The following is a 20,163-nucleotide window of genomic DNA, read 5'->3' as shown; positions in this document are numbered from 1 at the left end:
ACCATCAGCTTCACCGCCATCACCGGCAACACCGCCTGCGAGAACGGCGGCGGCATCTACGCCGAGAACACCGAACTTAAGCTCGACCACGTCCTCGTCGCCCGCAACCACGCCGACGGAAACGGCGGCGGCATCGTCAACACCGGCGGCAAGCACTGGGGCTACCCCAACGACAAGCAGGACGCCACCGCCACCATCTCCGACAGCACCATCGTCGAGAACACCGCCAACCGCTTCGGCGGCGGCATCTTCAACGGCGAATGGCTCGTCAAGGTCGAGGACGGCTTCACCGAGCACGACGGCAGGGACAAGGACGACAACGCCACCCTCACCCTGCGCGACACCGAAATCAAGAAGAACACCGCCCTCAACGGCGGCGGCATCTTCAACAACAAGGGCAAGGTCACCCTGACCAACACCCACGTCACCAAGAACACCGCCACCGACACCGCCAAGCTCCACCGCGTCGCCGGCGGCGTCCTCAACAACGAGGGCAAGGTCAAGCTCGACGACAAGTCCACCATCACCAACAACGACCCCACCAACTGCGCCAACACCGTCGAAGACTGCTTCAACTGAGCAACGGTCGACGTACGGCTCGACGCAAAGGGTCCGGCCCCCTGCCACTTCGTGGCAGGGGGCCGGACCGGCGTTCGGTGTCAGCTCTGGACGAAGACCGCCACGCTGCGCGCCGGCACGGTGAACGTGCCGCCGGCCCGGTCGAAGGACGCGGTCCGGAGCACCGGGTCGGCCGAGTTCCGCAGCACCGGGTGCAGCGCCACGTTCGCCCCGCGCAGGCCGCTGACGGTCTGCTTCGCGGTCTCCGGGGTGCCGTTGAAGACCACCGTGACCGACTTCCACTTCCCGTCCAGCCCGCGGGCGTCCAGGGTCATGGTGATCACGCCCGGGGTCTCCCGGTCGCCGGAGAGCGGGAAGGCGACCCGCTTCTGCACCTGGTCGGCGGTGGTCAGCCCGAAGACCGGCGAGGAGCGCCGGATGGTGAGCAGCTCCGCGTACCGGGCGTCGGCCAGGTCGATCGCCGCGCAGTCCGGCACCAGCTTCGGGTCGGCCAGCAGCGGCTTGGCGTACGGCCACTTGTCCTTGTTGTCCTGCTCCGGCGGGAGGCCGGCGCCGAAGCCGTTGCCCTGGGCGCAGTCCCAGCGGATCTGGTTGAACCAGTCACCGGAGTTGAACGAGTTGCGGTCCAGCGACTTCGAGCGCAGCCGCTCCGAGCCGGCCGTCACGAACCCGGTCCCCTGCCCCATCACCACGGTGCTGAGCGCGAGCACCTGCATCCGCGCCCGGTCCTGCGCCGAGGTGCCCTGCGGCAGCTTGTACGCCAGCGCGTCGTACAGGATCTCGTTGTCGTGCGCGTCGACGTACGTGACCGCCTCGCCGGGCGCCGCCGTGTAGCCGGCCGGCGAGCCGTTGTAGTCCACCTGCGCGCCGGTCACCGGCCGCCCCGACGAGTCGGTGAACCGGTAACCGCGCAGGTTGCCGGTGAGCCCCACCTTGATGAGGTCCTGCTGGTGCAACAGCCGGGCCTTCTGCTCGGCGGCCGAGCCGTTGACGTCGTCACCGTTCGGGTCGGTGAAGAGCCCGGACGCGAAGCCCTGGATCCGCGGGTTGCCGTCGAAGGGCCCGCCACCCCGGACCGCGTCGCGGAGCCGGTCGTTGAAGGTGCCGATGCCGGTGCCGGCCATGTTGGCCTGCGTGGCCTGCACGAACCGGGCGTCGTCGGCGACCTCGCCGAAGTTCCAGCCCTCGCCGTAGAGCAGGATCTTCTTCCCGTCCACGCCGTCGCGGGCCACGGTCAGCCCGTCCAGCGCGGCGCGGACGGCCAGGATGTTCGCCTTCGGGTGGTGGCCCATCAGGTCGAACCGGAACCCGTCCACCTTGTACGCCTTCGCCCAGGTGACCAGCGAGTCCACCACGAGCTTGCCCATCATGGCGTGCTCCGGGGCGGTGTTGGCGCAGCAGGTCGAGTTGGCCACGCTGCCGTCGGGCAGCAGCCGCTGGTAGTAGCCGGGCACCACCTGGTCGAGCACCGACTTCGGGTCGGTGCCGGCGGCCGAGGTGTGGTTGTAGACGACGTCCATCACCACGCGCAGGCCGGCCTGGTTGATCCCGGCGACCATCTGCCGGAACTCGGTGGTCCGCTTCGCCCCGGCCGGGTCGACGGCGTACCCGCCCTCCGGCACCGTGTAGTGCAGCGGGTCGTACCCCCAGTTGTAGCCGTCCTTGCCGGCCACCGCGGCGACGCACTTCTGCTGCTCGTCGGAGTCCGGGGGCAGCGCGGCCAGGTCGCAGGCGGGCTGCGCCTGGTCGGCTCGCTTCTCGGGGATGGTCGCGAAGTCGAACGCCGGCAGCAGGTGCAGGTAGTTGACCCCGGCGTCGCCGAGCGCCTTCAGGTGCTTCATCCCGGCGGTGCCCGGGTCGGTGAAGGCCAGGTAGGTGCCCCGCCGATCGGCCGGCACCGTGGTGTCGGCGATGGAGAAGTCGCGGACCGACACCTCCTGGATCTGGGCCTTCGCCGACGGCACGGCCTTCGGCTTGCGCAGGTTCGCCCAGCCGGCCGGGGCCAGCGCCGGGTCGGCCAGGTCGACGATCTGGCTGTGCGTCGAGTCCGGCGCGAGGGCCAGCGAGTACGGGTCGGTCACGGCGGCCGTGACCACCTTCTGCGCCGCCGGCTGCCACGCCTCGACCTGGTAGCGGTAGTACTTGCCGGTCCAGCCCTTCGTGCCGCGCACGGACCAGACGCCGGTGGTGTCGTTGCGGCTCATCGACACGCTCGTCGGCTCGGCCGCCGGAGAGTCGAAGAGCTGGAGCGAGACCTTCCGGGCGGTGGGCGCCCAGACGGCCAGGGTGGGCACCTTGCCGGCGAACGTCGGGCCGAGCTTCGCGCCGGTGGCGGCCCGGTAGACGTCGTCGAGGACACCCGGGATCTGCACGCCGGTGGCGCCGAGCAGGTGGCCCTCGGCGTCCCGCTCGGTCACCACGAGCTGGCCGCGCAGCGCCACGGGCACCTTGGCCAGGTCGGCGCGGTCCAGCGTGAACGCCCGGTAGGCCCAGAGCTGGGGGTACGCCTGCCGCTGGGCCTCGGTCAGCCCGTTGCGCCCCGCCCGCAGCGGCAGCGTGGTGTACGTCCCGGTCAGCTCGCCGTCGGCGATGCCGAGCCCGCCGGCGGGGGCGGCCACCAGGGCGTACCGCTTGCCGTCGGTCGGCCCGGTCTGCCACGCCACGGTGGACCGGTCGATCCACTGCGCGTTCTGCTTGGTGATGTCGAGGTCCTTCGCGACGCCGGACGAGGTCGGCGGCAGCAGCCGGCCCTTGACCCCGGCCAGCAGCCAGATCTCGTGCCCGGCGGTGGCGAAGTCCAGCCGCTGGTCGTCGGGCTGGTCCTTCTCGTCGCCGGAGTGCACGATGTAGTTCAACCCGGTGGCCCCGGCCGCGAGCGGCACCCGGAACACCGCGCCGTACGCGTCGATCTTCTCCGGCTTCAGCGGGTTGCCCCAGTCGGTCGGGTTGGCGGCGCCGTCCCACAGGTGCAGGCCCCAGCCGTCGTAGTTACCGTCCGCCTTGCGCCAGTGGATGACCGCGGTGCTCTGGTCGACCGGCGGGTCGGGCTCGCCGGTGGCGGCCTGCCGGGTCGGGTAGAGGGCGCTGTCGCCCTGCTTGACCCAGACCTCGCCGGTCTGCGTCACGTCGATGGTGCGGTCGTTCGCGACGTCCTTGTTCCCGTCCTTGTCGACCACGAGGAACCCGACCGACTTGGCGCCAGGCTTCAGCTTGACCCAGGCGAACCGGCCGTAGGAGTCCTCACCCGCGAACGGCTGCCCCTTGGGCCACTCCGTCTGGTAGGCGGGGTCGATGTCGCCCCAGGTGTAGAGGCCCCAGTCGGCGTACCCCCCGGCGGGACGCTGGTAGTGCACGACCGCCCAGTCCCGTGAGGCGCTCTGCGCCGGGGTGCCGACCACGCCGGTGGTGCGCGCGGCGGCCACGCGGCCCTTGCCGTCGCGGACCACCGCCTTGTACTCCACCTTCGTCCCGCCGGCCAGGCCGGTCAGGTCGTGGTGGACGGTGTACGGCGCCCGGTGCGCGCTGCCCAGCAGCGTCCACTTGCCGCCGGGGACCCGGGCGGCGAAGGTGACGGTCGCGAGGGGGTCGCCGGTGACCTGGGCGGTGACGGCGGCCTTGGTGGCGACCGGGGCGTCGCCCGGCTCGGTGAGGGTGATCGTCGGGGCCGCGCCGGCCTGCGGGATCGCCCGGTCGGCCTTGAGCACGACGGCCGACATGGCGGGCACGGTCACGCCCAGCTTGCCGTCCGCGCCGGCGCTCGCGGTGGTCGCGCCGCCGTACACGCCGGTGAAGGTGGCGCCGGCCGACCACGTGTCCACGGTGACGGTCTGCGCGGTCGCGGCGTTGTTCACCGCGACGACGTACTCGGTGCGGTCCTTCGGCAGGACGCGGGAGAAGGCGAAGACGCCGGGACCGTCGGCCGCGTACCGGGTGACCTGGACGCCGTCCCGCAGCGCGGGGTGGGCCTGCCGCAGCTCGCCCAGCTCGGCGATGGTCCGGTAGAGCGGGTGGGTGGTGTCGTACTGGTCGCTGGCGTGGGTGCGGGTGGTGCCGATCAGGTCGTCGTCGAGGTAGTCCGCCGTCCTGCTGGCGAACATGTCCTGCCGGGCGTCCTTGTCCCCGCCGGGCCCGGTGAAGCCCTGCTCGTCACCGGAGTAGACGACCGGCTGGCCGCGGGTGAGGAACATCAGCTGGTGGGCGAGCTGGTCGCGGCGGAGCTGGCTGGTGTCGTCCCCGCCGGCGGCCGCGATGAACGAGCCGATCCGGCCCATGTCGTGGTTGCCGAGGAAGGTGGTCAGCCGGTTGGCGTCGGTGTCCCGCGCGGCGTAGAGGTCGTCCTTGGCGTACAGGTCCGCGAGGGCCTTGGCCGAGCCGTCGGCGGCGGTGTAGCTCCGCGCGGCCTCCTGGAAGGAGAAGTCGAGGGTGGCCGGCAGGCCGCCCTGCCGCACGTAGGTCGACTCGATCTCCTGGTCGGCGCTGTAGACCTCGCCGAACATGAAGAAGTCCGGCTTGCCGGCCTTGGCCGCGGCGGCGTCGATGCCGCGGGTGAACTGCGGCCAGAAGTCCAGGTTGGCGTGCTTGACCGTGTCGAGGCGGAAGCCGTCGACGCCGGCCTTGCCGATCCACTGCGCGTAGATGTCGGTCATGCCGCGGACCACCTCGGGACGCTCGGTCCACAGGTCGTCGAGGCCGAAGAAGTCGCCGTACTCGCTGTTCTCACCGGCGAAGGTGGAGTCGCCCCGGTTGTGGTACATGGTCGGGTCGTTCAGCCACGCCGGCACCTTGACCTTGGCGTCGGCCGCGCTGGCGAAGGTCGGGGTGTACGGGAAGGACTCCTTGTTCACCTGCGGGAACGCCCGGGTGCCGTCGGCGTAGTTGCGGTCCTCGAAGGCCCGCCCCTGCGCGTCGGTGTAGGGGGACGTCTTCTTGTCGACGTAGCCGTACTTGTCCTCGGCGTAGCGGATGACGTCCGCGGTGTGGTTGACGATGATGTCCAGGTAGACCTTGATGCCCCGCTGGTGGGCGAGGCCGACCAGATTCTTCAGCTCGGCGTTGGTGCCGAAGTGCGGGTCGACCTGGGTGAAGTCGGTGATCCAGTAGCCGTGGTAGCCGGCGGACACGTCCGCGCCGGTGCCCTGCACGGGCCGGTTCTTGAAGATCGGGGCGAGCCAGATGGCCGTGGTGCCGAGGCCCTCGATGTAGTCCATCTTGTCGATGACCCCCTTGAGGTCACCGCCGTGGTAGAAGCCCTTGTCCGCGGGGTCCAGGCCGGTGCTGAGCCGGTCGCCGGCCAGCCCGCCGGTGTCGTTGCGCTTGTCGCCGTTGGCGAAGCGGTCCGGTAGGACGAAGTAGAACTGCTCGGCCTTCGCGCTGTTGCTGCCGGCCTTGAGCAGCGCCTCGGCGGACGGCTCCCGGCTCCACTGCGGGGCGCCCGCGGCGGCCAGCACGTCGGGGGTGGCGCGGCGGTCGCTGCCGTCGGCACCCAGCTGGTGGAGGGCCACCGGCACGCCGACGAGGGTGAGCACGAGGGAGGAGGCCAGGGCGGCCAGGGCCTTGCGGGATATCGGCGGGGGTTTCATCGACGGCCTTTCTCTGGTCGCTGATTCGCCCGCACGCTAGCTCCCGCCGAAACATTCTGCAATACCTTGCAAACGAAGTCGCAACAAAGCAGCCGTCTTGCGAAACACGGCAGCGCGTGGTGGTCGCCGAGGGTGACGCGGGAGGCCGGGGATCAGAGCCCGGAGCAGTCGGCGCCGTCGACCGCGCAGCTCGTCGGCCGGGTCGTCCCCGTCTGCTCGAAGTGGAACTGCAGCGCCACCGACGCGCCGGGCGCCAGGGCCACTCCGCTGCGGTAGGTGAAGACGCCGTCGGTGAAGTCGCCGCTGCCCTGCTCGGCGCCGCTCACCCAGGCGGTCACGAGACGACCCCGCGGAAAGGTCAGCCGCACGGTCCAGCCCCGCGCCGTGTCGGCGGCGTTGACCAGCCGCACCTCACCGATGAAGCCGCCGTCGAAGCTGTTCACCACCCCGTACCGGCCGGTCACCGGCGGGGCGGCCGGCGCGGGCGCGGGCGGGCCGCCGGGGCGGGCCGTGCCGGTGCCGGCCGGCGGGCTCGGCGTGGGCCGGGCGGGCAGCACAGTCGACCGGGGGGAGAGCCCGGGGACCACCGGACCGGCGGCGGACGTGGGCGGCCGGGCGGCCTGGCCGGAGGTGGTGGGGGTGGTGGTGGCCGCCAACTCGGGCAGCGACATCGTCGGGGCCGGCGGCGGGGACTCGGCGAACGTCCGCCGCCCGCGCACCGAGCCCAGCGCCACGACCAGCAGCACCACCATGACGATCACGCCGATCGACACGATGATCCAGGGCGAGGAGACGATTGCGGCGCCGGGTGACGGGCGTACGCGTCGTGTGCCGGACATGCCCCTCCCCTGTCGGTCCCCGTCGGGCGAGCGTAACGACCTCGAGCGTCGCCCGCCCGGGGGAGCCGCGGCCGGTGCCGCCTCAGGCGATCACGCAGTCCGCGCCGTTGACCGTGCACTGGCCCGGCTGGTCACCGGTGCCCGTGCGGCCGAACCGCATCCGCACCGTGGTGGTCTGCCCGGCCGGCAGCGGCCCGGTGCCGCGCAGCACGAACACCCCGCCGCCCTGGGTGCTGACCGACACCCCGGAGCTGGACGAGGCCTCGATGCTCTTCACGTTGCCGGTGAAGAGCAGCCGGACCTCCCAGCCCTGCCCGCCGCCGGAGCCGTTGACCACGGTCAGCCGGGCCTCGAACCCGTCCCGGTCGCTCGCGGTGGCCTCGTACCGCGCGGTCACCGCACCCTGGGTGGCCACCCGGGTCGAGGCGCTGGGCCGCGGCGTCGCCGACCGGGACGCTCCGGCCGAGGGCGAGGCGGTCGCGCTGGGCGACGGCGTCGCCGATCCGGTGGGCGTGCCGGTGGCACCGCCCGTCGGCGGCGCGGAGGTGGGGGGGTCCACGCCGAGGGTCGGCAGGTACATCGGCGGGGCGGGCGCCGGCACCGGCTGGCGTTCCTGCCCGCGCAGCGAGAACAGGGCGATCACCAGCAGGCCGACGATCAGACCGACGCCGAGCACCACCACGACCCACGGCACCGATGCGAGCACCCGCGGCGCCGCCGGCGCCTCGGCCGGCTCGGCTGGCCCGCCGCTCATCACATGCCCCCCTCGTGGTACCCGACGCGCCAGCGTAGCCATGGTGCGTCGCGTCCCGCAGCACGGGCGGGCCGATCCGACCGTCCGGGCACCCGCGACGCGCGGAACGGACGATCACGTGCGGCGGATCGGCCCCGTCGGCCGACCCACGAACACGACCTGCACGCAACACGTCGCACCGCGTCGTCGGCTACGCTGTCCGGGCTCAGCTATCGGAGCTCCTAAATGGCTCAGATCCGGGCAAGGACGCGCACATCCGCCCGCACTGTCCATCATGGAGAGCCGTTCCGACGGACACCCGCCCCGACAACCCCCTCCCCCACTCGGAGCAGCTCCATGCAGATTGCCAGCGCGCCAACCGGGCTCATCCGCAAGTCCCTCGGCACCGGCGCCCTGTTGGTGTTCAGCGCCACCGCCTCCTCCCCGATGGCCGTGCTCGCCGGCGCGATCGTCGCCACGTACGCCTCGACCGGCGTCACCGGCACACCGCTCGGCTTCCTCGTGATCGCGGCCGCCCTGCTCTTCTTCTCCGTCGGCTACCTGGCCATGGCTCGCTACGTCTCCAGCGCCGGCGTCTTCTACGCGGCCCTGGCGGCCGGCTTCGGGCGGTTCTGGGGCGTCGTCGCCGCGCCCGTCGTGCTGCTCGGCTACAACGCCATCCAGATCTGCCTGTACGGGCTGCTCGGCGCGGTCGTCAGCGGCAGCCTCGGCGGCGCCTGGTGGGCCTGGGCGCTGCTCGCCTGGGCCGGGGTCGCCCTGATCGGCGTGCTGAAGGCGCGGATCAGCGTCGGCCTGCTCGGCGCGGTGCTGGCCGTCGAGGTCGCGGTGATCCTGCTCTTCGTGCTCACCTCGTTCACCCACCCGGCCGGCGGTTCGGTGAGCTTCGCGCCGCTGGACCCCGGCAACCTGCTGGTCCCCGGCATCGGCGGCGTGGTCGCCTTCTGCGCGGCCTCGTTCGTGGGCTACGAGTCGGCCGCCGTCTACTCCGAGGAGTCCCGGTCGCCGGAGGCGGTGTCCCGGGCGGCCTACTCGGCGCTGATCCTGCTGGGCGTCCTCTACGCGCTCGCCGCCTGGGCCATGGCCGTGGCCGTGGGCCCGGACCAGGTGGTCGACCGGTCCCGCGACCCGAACGCCGGGCTGCCGTTCTCGATCCTGGAGGCGAACGCCAGTCCCGTGCTCGGCAGCGTCGCCACCATCCTGGTGGTGACCAGCGTCTTCGCCGCGATGATCAGCTTCCACAACTCGATCGCCCGGTACGCCTTCAGCCTCGGCCGGGAGCGGGTGCTGCCGGCGGTGTTCGAGCGGGTCGGCCGGGGCGGCGCGCCCGTCGCCGGGTCCGTGCTCCAGTCGGCGATCGCCCTGCCGGTCATCCTGGTCTTCGCGCTGACCGGCGCCGACCCGGTCGCCATCATGTTCAGCTGGCTCTCGGGCGTCGCGGCCATCGCGGTGCTGCTCATGATGGCGGTCACCTCCATCGCCACGATCGCCTTCTTCCGCCGGGGCGGCGGCGGCGACGAGAGCACGTGGCAGCGCGCGGTCGCGCCGGCCATCGGTGCGGCGCTGGTCGGCGCGGCCCTGCTCACCACGCTTGTCAACCTCTCCGCCGTGCTCGGGGCGCCACCGGAGTCCACCACGAAGTGGCTGGTCCCCGGCGCGGTGGCGGCCGCCGCGGCGGTGGGGCTGGTCTGGGCGGCGGTCATCCGGGCCACCCGCCCCGAGGTGCTGGAGAACGTCGGGCAGGGCCAGCCGCGCCCGCTCGCGGTCATCGAGCAGGACCTGGTCGGCCGCTCCCTGTAGGCGGCCCGGACACGCGACGGCCCGCCCCCGACAGCCGGGGCGGGCCGTCGGCCTGTTCAGCGCCGGCGCCGGCCGGCGACCGTCCCGGCCATCGCGGCCTTGCGTTCCTGCCCGGTCATCACCAGCTGGTTGAGGTGCTGCAACCAGCGCCAGGCCGGGTGGACCTGATGCTCCGGGCTGAGCGGGAGCCAGCTGCGGTACTCCACGCCCCCGCCGCTGTAGTGCGGGGAGGTGGAGTGCACCACGACCTGCTCGTGCGCCCGCGCCGGGCGTTCGACCACCAGCAGGTTGTCGTCGGACATGACCACCAGGTTGCGCCCGGGGATGCCCATTCCGCCGCTGCCGGGCTGCGCGGCGCCGGTCTCGTCGCCGGCGCCGAGCAGGGTCGACACGGAGACCCCGACGTAGCGCGCCTCGGCCGGCATCGGCTCGCCGGCCTGGGTCATCTGGGCCACCGGGTCGAAGACCCCGCCGCCGGCCAGGTAGCCCTCGGCGATCTCGCACAGCTCGGCGAGCAGCGCCGGCAGGTCCTGCACCTCGCTGCCGTCGCGGAACAGGCGGGAGGCCGCCTTGATCTCGTAGTAGGGCCGGCGCGGGTCGGCGAACCGGGGGTCCGGGCAGGCGTAGAGGAAGACCAGGGCGTGCGGCCCGACCGGCTTGGTCCGCCGCAGGTCCCAGTAGTGCGAGGCGTGCAGCGCGTTCGCGTACTGCACCCGGTGCACCACCGCCTGCCGGATCTGGTGGTAGACGGCCTGGTTCGAGTAGCCGTCGACGTTCGCCTCGGACGCGTCGGCCCCGGACCAGCTCGCCGGGGCCGGCCCGGCCGCGCCGTAGCCGGGGGCGCCCGGCGCGCCGTAGCCGCCCGGCGTTCCCGGTTGCGCCGAGGCGGGGGCGCCGTAGCCCGGCGTCGCGGGGGCCGCGTAGGCCGGCGTCGCGGGAACGCCGTAGCCCGGCGCCGCGGGGGCCTCGTAGGCCGGCGTCGCGGGAGCGCCGTAGCCCGGCGCCGCGGTGCCCAGCCCCGACCAGTGGGGGGCGGCGCCGTGGCCCGGGGGCTCCGGCGGGGCGAACCGGGGTGCGGAGGCCGGGGCGCCGTATGTGGGGCCGAAGCCGCCGCCACCGACCGGGTCGGGGTAGCCGGGAGCGGGAGGAGCACCGAAGCCGCCGGCGGCGCCCGGGACGCCGTAGCCGTGCGCCGGTGCGGCGGGAGCGCCGTGGGCCGGGCTCGCCGGGACGCCGTGGTCGGGCCCGCCCGGGGCCGGCGCGCCACCGGAGAGCCGGCGGCTCCCCCACCGGGCGGGCGGCCGGACCGGTGGTGCCGGCGGGTGCGCCGGCCGGTCGGGGCCGCCCCCGCGCAGGTCCTCATAGGACGGACGCGGCAGCGGCGACCGGTGTTCATGCGACACGTGGCAGCTCCTGGCTAGCGGGAATTCGCCCGGCCGATGATTTCACTGAGTGCACACGTTATCAACTGTCCGCGAGCATTCTCTGGGGCGTCCGACGCTGACTGCGCGCTCAGTCGGTAGCACCGGCCGGCGGCGGCAGGTGCCGGATGACCAGCGGTTATCACCCGACCAGTACGTCGATTATGGACAATTGGTGGCCAATTTCGTAACGCTTGCCCGCTCTCCGTGACTCATGGTCCACTCTGTGCGCTGTGCACCGTGACGACGAGGGAGCGCCGTGTTGTCAGCCGACCCAGGCCGTGACGGTTCCGTCACCCGCCCCGAGGAACTCCTCGCCGAACTCGCCGCGGTGCGCTCGGCCGCGGTGGCCGGGCGGGAGACGCACGTCGGTTTCCCCGTCGCCACCGACATCGACTACAGCCCGCTGGCGCCGCTGTTCGGCTCGTTGCTCAACAACATCGGTGACCCGTGGAGCGACCCGGCCGGCGCCAACCACACGAAGCGCTACGAGCGGGAGGTGCTCGACTGGTTCGCCGACCTGTTCCAGGCGCCTGTCGACGACCGCTGGGGCTACCTCACCTCCGGCGGCACCGAGGGCAACCTCTACGCGCTCTACCTGGCCCGGGCCCGCTTCCCCAAGGCGCTGGTCTACCACTCCGCCGACGCCCACTACTCGCTGCCCAAGTGCGTCGACATCCTCGGCCTGGACTCGGTGGTGGTCCGCACCGACGAGCGCGGCGAGATGGACTACGACGACCTGGCCCGGATGGTCGACCGGCACCGGGACCGGCCGGCCATCGTGGTGGCCACCTGCGGCACCACGATGACCGAGGCCGCCGACGACGTGCCGCGGATCCGGCGCCTGCTGGCCCGCACGCCGGTCCGCCACCACCTGCACGTCGACGGCGCGCTGGCCGGGGTCCCGCTGGCGCTGGCCGACGGGCGGACCACGCTGCGACTCGACGCCACCGTGGACAGCATCTCCATCTCCGGCTACAAGTTCCTCGGCACCCCGGTGCCGTGCGGGGTGGTGCTGACCCGCCGCACCCTCCAGCAGCAGCTCGCCCAGTCCCCCAACTACACCGGCACGGTGGACACCACGATCAGCGGCTCGCGCAGCGGCCACCCGGCGCTGCTGCTGTGGTACGCGATCCGCAGCCTCGGCCACGACGGCCTGCGGGAGCGTGCCGAGCGGGCCCGCGAGCTGGCCGCGTACGCGGTGGAGCGGCTCAACGAGGTGGGCTGGCCGGCCTGGCGGCACGAGCACGCCTTCACCGTGGTCTTCCCCACCCCGTCCCCGGCCGTGACGGCGAAGTGGGTGCTGGCCAGCAGCGCCGGCCACAGCCACCTGATCTGCATGCCCGGCGTCACCCGGGAGGCGGTCGACGCCTTCGTGGCCGACGTGGCGACCGGCGCGCTTGTCGACGCGCTGCCCCGGCAGCGGGAACGGCAGGCCCTGGTCCGCTGAGCCGCCGGCACCGGGCCGCCGGCGTGGGAGCGCGAGGAGACGCCCGGTCAGGCGGTGCGGATGACGGTGCAGATGGCCGGGCCGTCCTCGGTGGCCCGCAGCAGGTAGCGGTAACGCTCGCCGGGCACCGCCCGGCCCTGGCTGTCCAGGAACTCCCAGCGCACCGCCACCTCGGTGAGCAGCGCCGAGACCTGCTGCACGTCCTCGATCTGCGCGTTGGCCGCGACCAGCTCCCGCTCCTGGTAGTCGGGGGCCGCGCCGACGAAGCTGAGCGCCACGGCAGCCGGCGAGGTGAACGAGAAGCTGTACGTGTCGGCGACCACCAGCCCCGGCAGCGCGTAGCAGCCGGCGATGGCGGGCACGTCGGCGGTGGTCAGCGCCACGCCGTACCGGTCGAAGAAGTCGGTGAGCGTGTCGAGGTCCGTGGAAGCCGTCACGCCGCTCTCCATTACCGGACGGCGGGCGCGGCAAACCTGGTCAGCGGGGCGGGATGCTTACCTCGATCTCCGCTCCGAGCTGGGCGCCGCCGGTGAGGTCGAGGTCGTCGCCGCTCCAGAACCGGCCCGGGTCGTACCAGTTGGGGCGCCGGCCGGCGGGCAGCAACCCCATCGCCTCGTAGGTCACGGCCACCACCTCCGCGCAGTACGCGGTCTCCAGCGCCCGGTCCCGGACCGGCACACCGCCACCGTCGGCGATGGAGGGTCGACCCCGGCGCAGGTTCGGCACCCGCCCGCGTGCCCAGCGCCAGGCGAGCTGCGCCGTGGACGGGAACGGGGTGCCGTCGAGGCGCGCCACGGTTCGCAGCACCGCCTCCTCCATCGCGGTGTCCGCCGGCGGTTCGAGCTGGCGCAGCCAGGCCCGCTGGCCGTACCGGTTGGCCCAGATGCAGACCGCGTCCCGCAGGTCGTGCAGCTGCACGCCGCGCTGGTGGCTGCCGGTCCACATGTCCGGCAGCGAGCGGCCCAGCTCGGCGTGCCACATGAGCGGCGGCATGTCGTCGAGCACCACGGCCATGCCCACGTGGTTGACTGGGCTGTTGGTAGTGAGCTGGATGGCGCGGTCCGGCACGCTGCGCCCACGGAACACCCACAGGTCTCCGGTGCGGGTCAGCTCCACCGCCTCGTCCAGACTGATGCTCATGGAGGATCACCCTATGCCGAAGCGGCAACGGATGCGGTGGTGGAAGCTGCTCGGCCTGGCCGGCCTCGCCGGGGTCGCGGCGACCGGCGTGGTCGTGGCGCGGGCGGAGCGGCGGCGCCGGGCGTACACCCCGGAGGAGATCCGGGACCGGTTGCGCGAGCGGCACGCGAAGGCCGGCGACCGGCCCTCCTGAACCGGCCGCGGGCTCACCGGTCCGTGCGGCGCACCGCTTCGTCCAGGGCCTCGGGGGTACGCCCGACGAGCGCGCTGCCGTCGTCCAGCAGCAGGATCGGGCGCTGGATCAGCTCGGGGTGCGCGACCATCGCGGCGACCCAGCGCGGCTCCGTGGCGTCGTCGCGGGGCCAGTCCGCCATGCCCAGCTCGGTCGCGGCCGGCTCGCCGGTGCGGCAGATGTCCCACGCCCGCGCGTCCAGCCGGCGCAGCACCTCGGTCAACTCCTCCGCGCTCGGCGGCTCCGCCAGGTACGCCCGCAACCGGTAGGGCACCCGCGCCTCGTCCAGGGAGGCCCGGGCCGTGGCGCATTTCGAGCAGGACGGGTTGTGCCAGATCTCCATGCCCGACATGGTGGCACGCCCACTGTGGAACCCGACGGGACCGGTCGACCTCACCCACGGGTGGAACGCCATGGTGGTTTCCGCACACCGGAGACCTCCATGACGTTCCACCCACCACCGCCCGGTCCGAACGCCCACGGAGCCCACCTCGGCGAGATGTCCGTTATGCCCATCTGAGCGACCGTCGCCCAATCCTGGGGCCTCGGCCCACGCCTGTCCGGTTGCGGTGACGGGTTCAGGGTGCGGTGTCCGGTTTGGGTGGGTGGCCGGCGCCACCCTGGCAGCGGAATGCTGGCGGGGGTGGGGTCGTTGTACATGGCAGACCGCGCAGGACCCCGCCGAGAGCGAGGCCGCCGGTCGTTTCCACCCCGAGCACGATGCCGGGCTGGCCGTGGGAATGACCCCCGGGCCCCGGTCGTTACATCTCCCGGACCGCGCACCACCGGTCCGGAGCCGGTGAGCCAGGGAATGATCCCCGAGCCCCGGTCGTTACATCTCCCCGGGACATCGGATCAGGTCGAGGGAATCGCTACCCGCCGCCGATGGTTACATCCCCGGGCCGCCCGAGCAGGTCACCCCCCTTTGATCGCCGGGCACCCCACAGACTTCCCCCTTACAGCGGCATCGCATCCCCCTGCGCGTGCCGCTGGAACCCCCGAACGGAAGGCGTTGATCACCATGCGTACCAACACCATGCTGCGCAACACCGTCCTGACCGCTGCCGGTATCGCCGCCACCGCCGGTGGGATCGCCGGCCCCGCGATCGCCGCGCACGCCGCCCCCGCCGAGAACACCACCAAGGTCGCCGCCGACCGCAAGGGCCACGGCGAGCGGGAGCTGGACGTCCGCTACGAGGCCCAGCCCAACTTCTACTACTGCGGCCCCGCCGCCGCCCGCAACGCCATCAGCGTGCTCGGCAAGAACATCGACGTCGACGCCATGGCCAAGGAGATGGGCACCACCGAGAACGGCACCAACAGCATCAACGACATCACCCCCGTCCTGAACAAGGAGACCGGCAAGACCTACCGGTCGGTGGAGATCAAGGACGGCAAGGCCGACGACAAGCAGACCGACACCCTGCGCTCCGACATCGTCCGCACCGTCGACGACGGCCGCGCCGTGGTCGCCAACATCGCCGGCACCGCCACCGACACCGACGGCAACACCCACTCCTTCGAAGGCGGCCACTACATCAGCGTCGTCGGCTACCAGGACAACGGCAAGACCGTCACCATCGCCGACAGCGCCAACCCGAACACCGCCTCCTACCGCATCAGCGTCGACAACCTCGCCGACTGGATCGCCACCCGCGGCTACAGCGCCTCCTGACGATCCGCCCGGTAGCAGGACAGCAACACGAAAGGGCCCGACCCCACGAGGGGTCGGGCCCTTTCGGCGTCCCGGTCTAGCGGTCGCCGGCCGGCACGCGCTCGTCGGCCTCGTCGGGCACGTCGGCCGACTCCAGGTGCCGGGCACGGCGGCGCAGCCACCAGGTGCTGGCCAGGCCGGCGAGCACCGCGAGGGCCAGCCCGGCCCAGGAGATGTCCTTGAGCCAGTGCTCGGCCGCCCGGCCCACCGAGAAGAGCAGGTAGGTGGTGCCGAACGCCCAGACCAGGCCGCCGGCCGCGTTGGCCAGCAGGAACCGGCGGTACGGCACGTGCAGTGCCCCGGCGAGGGGGCCGGCGAGGATGCGGAGCAGGGCGACGAACCGCCCGAAGAAGACCGCCCAGACACCGTGCCGGGCGAAGCTCTGTTCGGCGCGGGCGAGCTGCGCCGGGCCGAGGTGCTTGGGGAACCGCCGGCCCAGCCGTTGGAGCAGCGGCCGCCCGCCGCGGCGGCCCACGGCGTATCCGACGGAGTCGCCGATGATGGCGCCGGCGGCGGCCGCGGTGGCCACCCACTCGGGCTCGACCACCCCGGTGGCGGCGAGCAGTGCGGAGCTGACCAGCACGATCTCGCCGGGGAGCGGGATGCCCATGCTCTCCACGCCGATGACCCCGGCGACGATCAGGTAGAGCACGCCCGGGGGCAGCGCGGAGAGCCAGTGCTGCACGTCGACCACCCCCGAACCCTACCCGCGGAGGCTCAGTCCACGGGGGCGAGGAACTCCAGACGGTTGCCGTGCGGGTCGTACGTGTGGAACCGCCGCATGCCGGGAATCTCGTCGTCGCCCCAGGTCACAGGGTGCCCGGCAGCGTCGAGCCGGGCGGCCAGCCCGTCCAGGTCGGGGCGGAGCAGGGCCGGGTGCGCCTTGCGGGCGGGCCGGAAGTCGTCCTCGACGCCGAGGTGCAGTTCGGCGCCGTACCCGGTGAACCAGCAACCACCGCGGGCGGCGAGGGCCGGCGGTTTGGGCTTCTCGACCAGGCCGAGCAGGCCGGCGTAGAACGCCCGCGAGGTTTCCTCGGAGCCGCGCGGGCAGGCGAGCAGGACGTGATGGATCATGGTGGCACCTCCTCGTCCCGAACCCTGGCACGAGGTTGCGCGAATAGCAAGACGGACGTACGGTTTTGTTGAGACCGACGCGGGTAAGTGTTGCCTAACCACGGCGGCGCCCCGGCCGGTGCGACAAACTGCTCAGGACTACTCACGGTCGCTGGTGTGAAGGAGTACGACGTGGCGAGCCTCGACACCTTCGGTGCGAAGACCCAGCTACGCGTCGGAGACGCGAGCTACGAGATTCTCAGGATCGACAAGGTGGAGGGCCACGACCGGCTGCCCTACAGCTTGAAGATCCTGCTGGAGAACCTGCTGCGGACCGAGGACGGCGCGAACATCACCGCCGACCACATCCAGCAGCTCGGCGCGTGGGACCCCACCGCCGACCCGAGCGTGGAGATCCAGTTCACCCCGGCCCGGGTGCTGATGCAGGACTTCACCGGCGTGCCCTGCGTCGTCGACCTGGCCACCATGCGCGAGGCCGTCCGCGACCTCGGCGGCGACGCCACCAAGGTGAACCCGCTCGCCCCGGCCGAGCTGGTCATCGACCACTCGGTCATCGCCGACCTGTTCGGCCGCGAGGACGCCTTCGAGCGCAACGTCGAGCTGGAGTACCAGCGCAACAAGGAGCGCTACCAGTTCCTGCGCTGGGGCCAGACCGCGTTCAACGAGTTCAAGGTCGTCCCGCCGGGCACCGGCATCGTGCACCAGGTCAACATCGAGTACCTGGCCCGCACGGTCATGGAGCGCAACGGCCAGGCGTACCCGGACACCGTGGTCGGCACCGACTCGCACACCACCATGGTCAACGGCCTGGGCGTGCTGGGCTGGGGCGTCGGCGGCATCGAGGCCGAGGCCGCGATGCTCGGCCAGCCGGTCAGCATGCTGATCCCGCGGGTCGTCGGCTTCAAGCTCTCCGGCGAGATGCCGGCCGGCACCACCGCCACCGACCTGGTGCTCACCATCACCGAGATGCTCCGCAAGCACGGCGTGGTCGGCAAGTTCGTCGAGTTCTACGGCCCGGGCGTGAGCGCGGTGCCGCTGGCCAACCGGGCCACCATCGGCAACATGTCCCCGGAGTACGGCTCCACCGTCGCGATCTTCCCGATCGACGCCGAGACCGTCCGCTACCTGGAGCTGACCGGCCGCGACCCGCAGCAGGTCGCGCTGGTCGAGGCGTACGCCAAGGAGCAGGGCCTCTGGCACGACCCGAACCATGAGCCGGAGTACTCGGAGCGGCTGGAGCTGGACCTCGGCACCATCGAGCCGTCCCTGGCCGGCCCGAAGCGCCCGCAGGACCGGGTGCCGCTGGGCTCCGCCAAGACGCTGTTCCGCTCGGCGCTCGCCGACTACGTGGCCGCCGACGACCTGGGCGGCGCGGAAAAGCAGATCAAGCCGGGCGTGGCCCGCGAGGAACTGCCCCGCGGCGCGAACGGCCCGGCCGACGAGGCCAGCGCCGAGTCCTTCCCGGCCAGCGACCCGCCGGCCAACGAGTTCAGCGACCCGGCCGACGAGCCGCGCGACCTGGAGACCGCCGCGGCGGGCGCCGGTGGCCGCGCCACCAACCCGGTCCGGGTGACCGGCGCCGACGGCGTCGAGTACGAGCTGGACCACGGCGCCGTGGTGATCGCCGCGATCACCTCCTGCACCAACACCTCGAACCCGCAGGTCATGATCGGTGCCGCGCTGCTGGCCCGGAACGCCGTGGACAAGGGCCTGGCCCGCAAGCCGTGGGTGAAGACCACCCTGGCCCCGGGCTCCAAGGTCGTCATGGACTACTACAACCGCGCCGGCCTCACGCCCTACCTGGAGAAGCTCGGCTTCAACCTGGTCGGCTACGGCTGCACCACCTGCATCGGCAACTCCGGCCCGCTGCCGGAGGAGGTCTCCGCCGCGGTCAACGACGGCGACCTGGCCGTCGTCTCGGTGCTCTCCGGCAACCGCAACTTCGAGGGCCGGATCAACCCGGACGTCAAGATGAACTACCTGGCGTCCCCGCCGCTGGTGGTCGCGTACGCACTCGCCGGCACCATGGACATCGACCTGGCCAACGAGCCGATCGGTGAGGACTCCGAGGGCAACCCGGTGTTCCTGCGGGAGATCTGGCCGAACAGCGCCGAGATCCAGGACGTCATCGCCTCGGCGATCGGCGCCACGGGCTTCAGCGCCGCCTACGCGGACGTGTTCGCCGGTGACGAGCGCTGGCAGTCGCTGCCGACCCCGACCGGCGACACCTTCGCCTGGGCCGGCGACTCCACCTACGTGCGCAAGCCCCCGTACTTCGAGGGCATGGCGAAGGACCCCCAGCCGGTGCAGGACATCGCCGGCGCCCGGGTGCTGGCCAAGCTGGGCGACTCGGTGACCACCGACCACATCTCCCCCGCCGGCTCGATCAAGGCGGACTCCCCGGCCGGCAAGTACCTGGCCGAGCACGGCGTGGCGCGGCACGAGTTCAACTCGTACGGCTCCCGCCGGGGCAACCACGAGGTGATGATCCGGGGCACCTTCGCCAACATCCGGCTGCGCAACCAGCTCGTCCCGGGTGTCGAGGGCGGCTTCACGGTCAACCACCTGACCGGCGAGCAGACCTCGATCTACGACGCCTCGATGGCGTACCAGGACGCGGGCGTCCCGCTGGTCATCCTGGCCGGCAAGGAGTACGGCTCCGGCTCGTCCCGCGACTGGGCGGCCAAGGGCACCATGCTCCTCGGGGTGAAGGCCGTCATCGCCGAGTCGTACGAGCGGATCCACCGCTCGAACCTGATCGGCATGGGCGTCCTGCCGCTGCAGTTCCCGGTCGACACCACCGCCGAGTCGCTGGGCCTGACCGGCACGGAGACCTTCTCGATCAGCGGCGTCACCGCGCTCAACGACGGCGACACCCCGCGCACCGTGAAGGTCACCACCGACACCGGCGTGGAGTTCGACGCCGTGGTCCGCATCGACACCCCCGGTGAGGCGGACTACTACCGGCACGGCGGCATCCTGCAGTACGTGCTGCGTCGCATGATCGCCAGCTGACGTCGTACAGCTGAGGAGGGCCCCTTCCCGCGAGCGCGGGGAGGGGCCCTCCGGCGTTTCCCGCTCCGGGCCCGACCCTCACCGCAGCCTCAGCGCGACCGCGCGGGCCTCCTCGTCGGTCAGCGGCAGGAACCAGAGGAACCGCCGGACGACGGCCACCGGGTCCGGGCCCCCGGGCCGGCCGCGGAGGTCGCGGATCGCCTGGCGGGTGATCCGGGAGTACTCGGGGATCAGCGTCGCGCGCCGGGCGGCGTCCGTCGGGGTCGCACGCAGCGCCGGACAGGGCCAGTCCCGACCGCATGCGTCGCACGTCCAGGACGGGCCGCGGGCGGTGTGCGCGACGCGCGGGCCGCACCGGGACCGCCAGCGCGTCGCGGGCGGGACGTTCGTCACCCGGCCGGGACCACGGTACGGAGGAAAGAGCGGCCCGATCGGTCCGGGCACGACCGGGCGGGCCGGCGGCCGGTCGTTCTTCGGCTCCGGTGCCGGCTTCGGCTTCTCCTCGGGCATCGCCATCCCTCCTCGGCGTCGTCTGCACAGCACCTTTCCGAGGGTTGCCGGACAATCAC

At 72.5% G+C, this 20,163-nt stretch carries 15 protein-coding genes and 1 pseudogene; 6 read left to right on the top strand and 10 right to left on the bottom strand.

From position 1 onward, the window contains the following. Positions 1-579, top strand: a pseudogene (locus NLX85_RS23935) (hypothetical protein); the annotation flags it as partial. A gap of 80 nt (positions 580-659) precedes the next feature. Here the strand turns inward: NLX85_RS23935 and pulA are convergent. From pulA to NLX85_RS23920, 3 genes are all read right to left on the bottom strand, one after another. Continuing rightward, complete coding sequence (gene pulA / locus NLX85_RS23930; protein ID WP_254338674.1) at positions 660-6,158, bottom strand: pullulanase-type alpha-1,6-glucosidase; 5,499 nt, start codon at positions 6,156-6,158, stop codon at positions 660-662. Positions 6,159-6,310: 152 nt separating this feature from the next. Then, positions 6,311-6,997 carry a cellulose binding domain-containing protein gene (locus tag NLX85_RS23925; protein ID WP_254338672.1) on the bottom strand — a complete coding sequence of 229 codons (687 nt, stop codon included), beginning with the start codon at positions 6,995-6,997 and terminating at the stop codon, positions 6,311-6,313. Between the two features lie 82 nt (positions 6,998-7,079). Beyond that, complete coding sequence (locus NLX85_RS23920; protein WP_254338670.1) at positions 7,080-7,751, bottom strand: cellulose binding domain-containing protein; 672 nt, start codon at positions 7,749-7,751, stop codon at positions 7,080-7,082. A gap of 336 nt (positions 7,752-8,087) precedes the next feature. Between NLX85_RS23920 and NLX85_RS23915 the strand changes: the two genes are divergently transcribed. Further along, positions 8,088-9,548, top strand: a complete 1,461-nt coding sequence (locus NLX85_RS23915; RefSeq protein WP_254338668.1) for an APC family permease — start codon at positions 8,088-8,090, stop codon at positions 9,546-9,548. A 56-nt stretch (positions 9,549-9,604) separates the two neighbouring features. On the opposite strand, the gene NLX85_RS23910 is transcribed toward NLX85_RS23915, so the two are convergent. Further along, positions 9,605-10,951: a hypothetical protein gene (locus NLX85_RS23910; protein WP_254338824.1), complete on the bottom strand. Its 1,347-nt coding sequence runs from the start codon at positions 10,949-10,951 to the stop codon at positions 9,605-9,607. 280 nt (positions 10,952-11,231) lie between these two features. Between NLX85_RS23910 and NLX85_RS23905 the strand changes: the two genes are divergently transcribed. Further along, positions 11,232-12,419, top strand: coding sequence for a histidine decarboxylase (locus NLX85_RS23905; RefSeq protein ID WP_254338666.1), 1,188 nt, complete (start codon positions 11,232-11,234; stop codon positions 12,417-12,419). 47 nt (positions 12,420-12,466) lie between these two features. On the opposite strand, the gene NLX85_RS23900 is transcribed toward NLX85_RS23905, so the two are convergent. Together NLX85_RS23900 and NLX85_RS23895 are read right to left on the bottom strand one after the other, a co-directional pair. Further along, the gene (locus tag NLX85_RS23900) at positions 12,467-12,856 is read right to left on the bottom strand and encodes a hypothetical protein (protein WP_254338665.1); all 390 of its coding nucleotides are present in this window, start codon (positions 12,854-12,856) and stop codon (positions 12,467-12,469) included. 40 nt (positions 12,857-12,896) lie between these two features. Continuing rightward, the gene (locus NLX85_RS23895; protein WP_254338663.1) at positions 12,897-13,559 is read right to left on the bottom strand and encodes a hypothetical protein; all 663 of its coding nucleotides are present in this window, start codon (positions 13,557-13,559) and stop codon (positions 12,897-12,899) included. A 13-nt stretch (positions 13,560-13,572) separates the two neighbouring features. On the opposite strand from NLX85_RS23895, the gene NLX85_RS23890 reads away from it, so the two are divergent. Then, a complete protein-coding gene (locus tag NLX85_RS23890) occupies positions 13,573-13,752 on the top strand; it encodes a hypothetical protein (protein WP_091320855.1) in 180 nt (59 codons plus the stop codon). A 13-nt stretch (positions 13,753-13,765) separates the two neighbouring features. Here the strand turns inward: NLX85_RS23890 and NLX85_RS23885 are convergent, their stop codons facing one another. Further along, positions 13,766-14,134, bottom strand: a complete 369-nt coding sequence (locus NLX85_RS23885; RefSeq protein ID WP_091320853.1) for an ArsC/Spx/MgsR family protein — start codon at positions 14,132-14,134, stop codon at positions 13,766-13,768. A gap of 678 nt (positions 14,135-14,812) precedes the next feature. On the opposite strand from NLX85_RS23885, the gene NLX85_RS23880 reads away from it, so the two are divergent. Then, the gene (locus tag NLX85_RS23880; RefSeq protein WP_254338661.1) at positions 14,813-15,466 is read left to right on the top strand and encodes a C39 family peptidase; all 654 of its coding nucleotides are present in this window, start codon (positions 14,813-14,815) and stop codon (positions 15,464-15,466) included. 76 nt (positions 15,467-15,542) lie between these two features. Here NLX85_RS23880 and NLX85_RS23875 read toward each other — a convergent pair whose 3' ends face one another. Together NLX85_RS23875 and NLX85_RS23870 are read right to left on the bottom strand one after the other, a co-directional pair. Further along, positions 15,543-16,199 carry a DedA family protein gene (locus NLX85_RS23875; protein ID WP_254338659.1) on the bottom strand — a complete coding sequence of 219 codons (657 nt, stop codon included), beginning with the start codon at positions 16,197-16,199 and terminating at the stop codon, positions 15,543-15,545. Between the two features lie 23 nt (positions 16,200-16,222). Then, positions 16,223-16,579: a VOC family protein gene (locus NLX85_RS23870; protein WP_254338657.1), complete on the bottom strand. Its 357-nt coding sequence runs from the start codon at positions 16,577-16,579 to the stop codon at positions 16,223-16,225. Between the two features lie 156 nt (positions 16,580-16,735). Here NLX85_RS23870 and NLX85_RS23865 point away from each other — a divergent pair, with 156 nt between their 5' ends. Then, positions 16,736-19,594, top strand: coding sequence for an aconitate hydratase (locus NLX85_RS23865; protein WP_254338655.1), 2,859 nt, complete (start codon positions 16,736-16,738; stop codon positions 19,592-19,594). 78 nt (positions 19,595-19,672) lie between these two features. Here the strand turns inward: NLX85_RS23865 and NLX85_RS23860 are convergent, their stop codons facing one another. Beyond that, positions 19,673-20,104, bottom strand: a complete 432-nt coding sequence (locus NLX85_RS23860) for a hypothetical protein (protein WP_254338653.1) — start codon at positions 20,102-20,104, stop codon at positions 19,673-19,675. Positions 20,105-20,163 lie beyond the last annotated feature (59 nt).

The sequence above is a fragment of the Micromonospora sp. A3M-1-15 genome, from assembly GCF_024213425.1.
In the GTDB taxonomy this organism is placed as follows: domain Bacteria; phylum Actinomycetota; class Actinomycetes; order Mycobacteriales; family Micromonosporaceae; genus Micromonospora; species Micromonospora chersina.
Note: the sequence above shows the minus strand (reverse complement) of the source record. Positions and strands in the feature narration are given on the sequence as shown.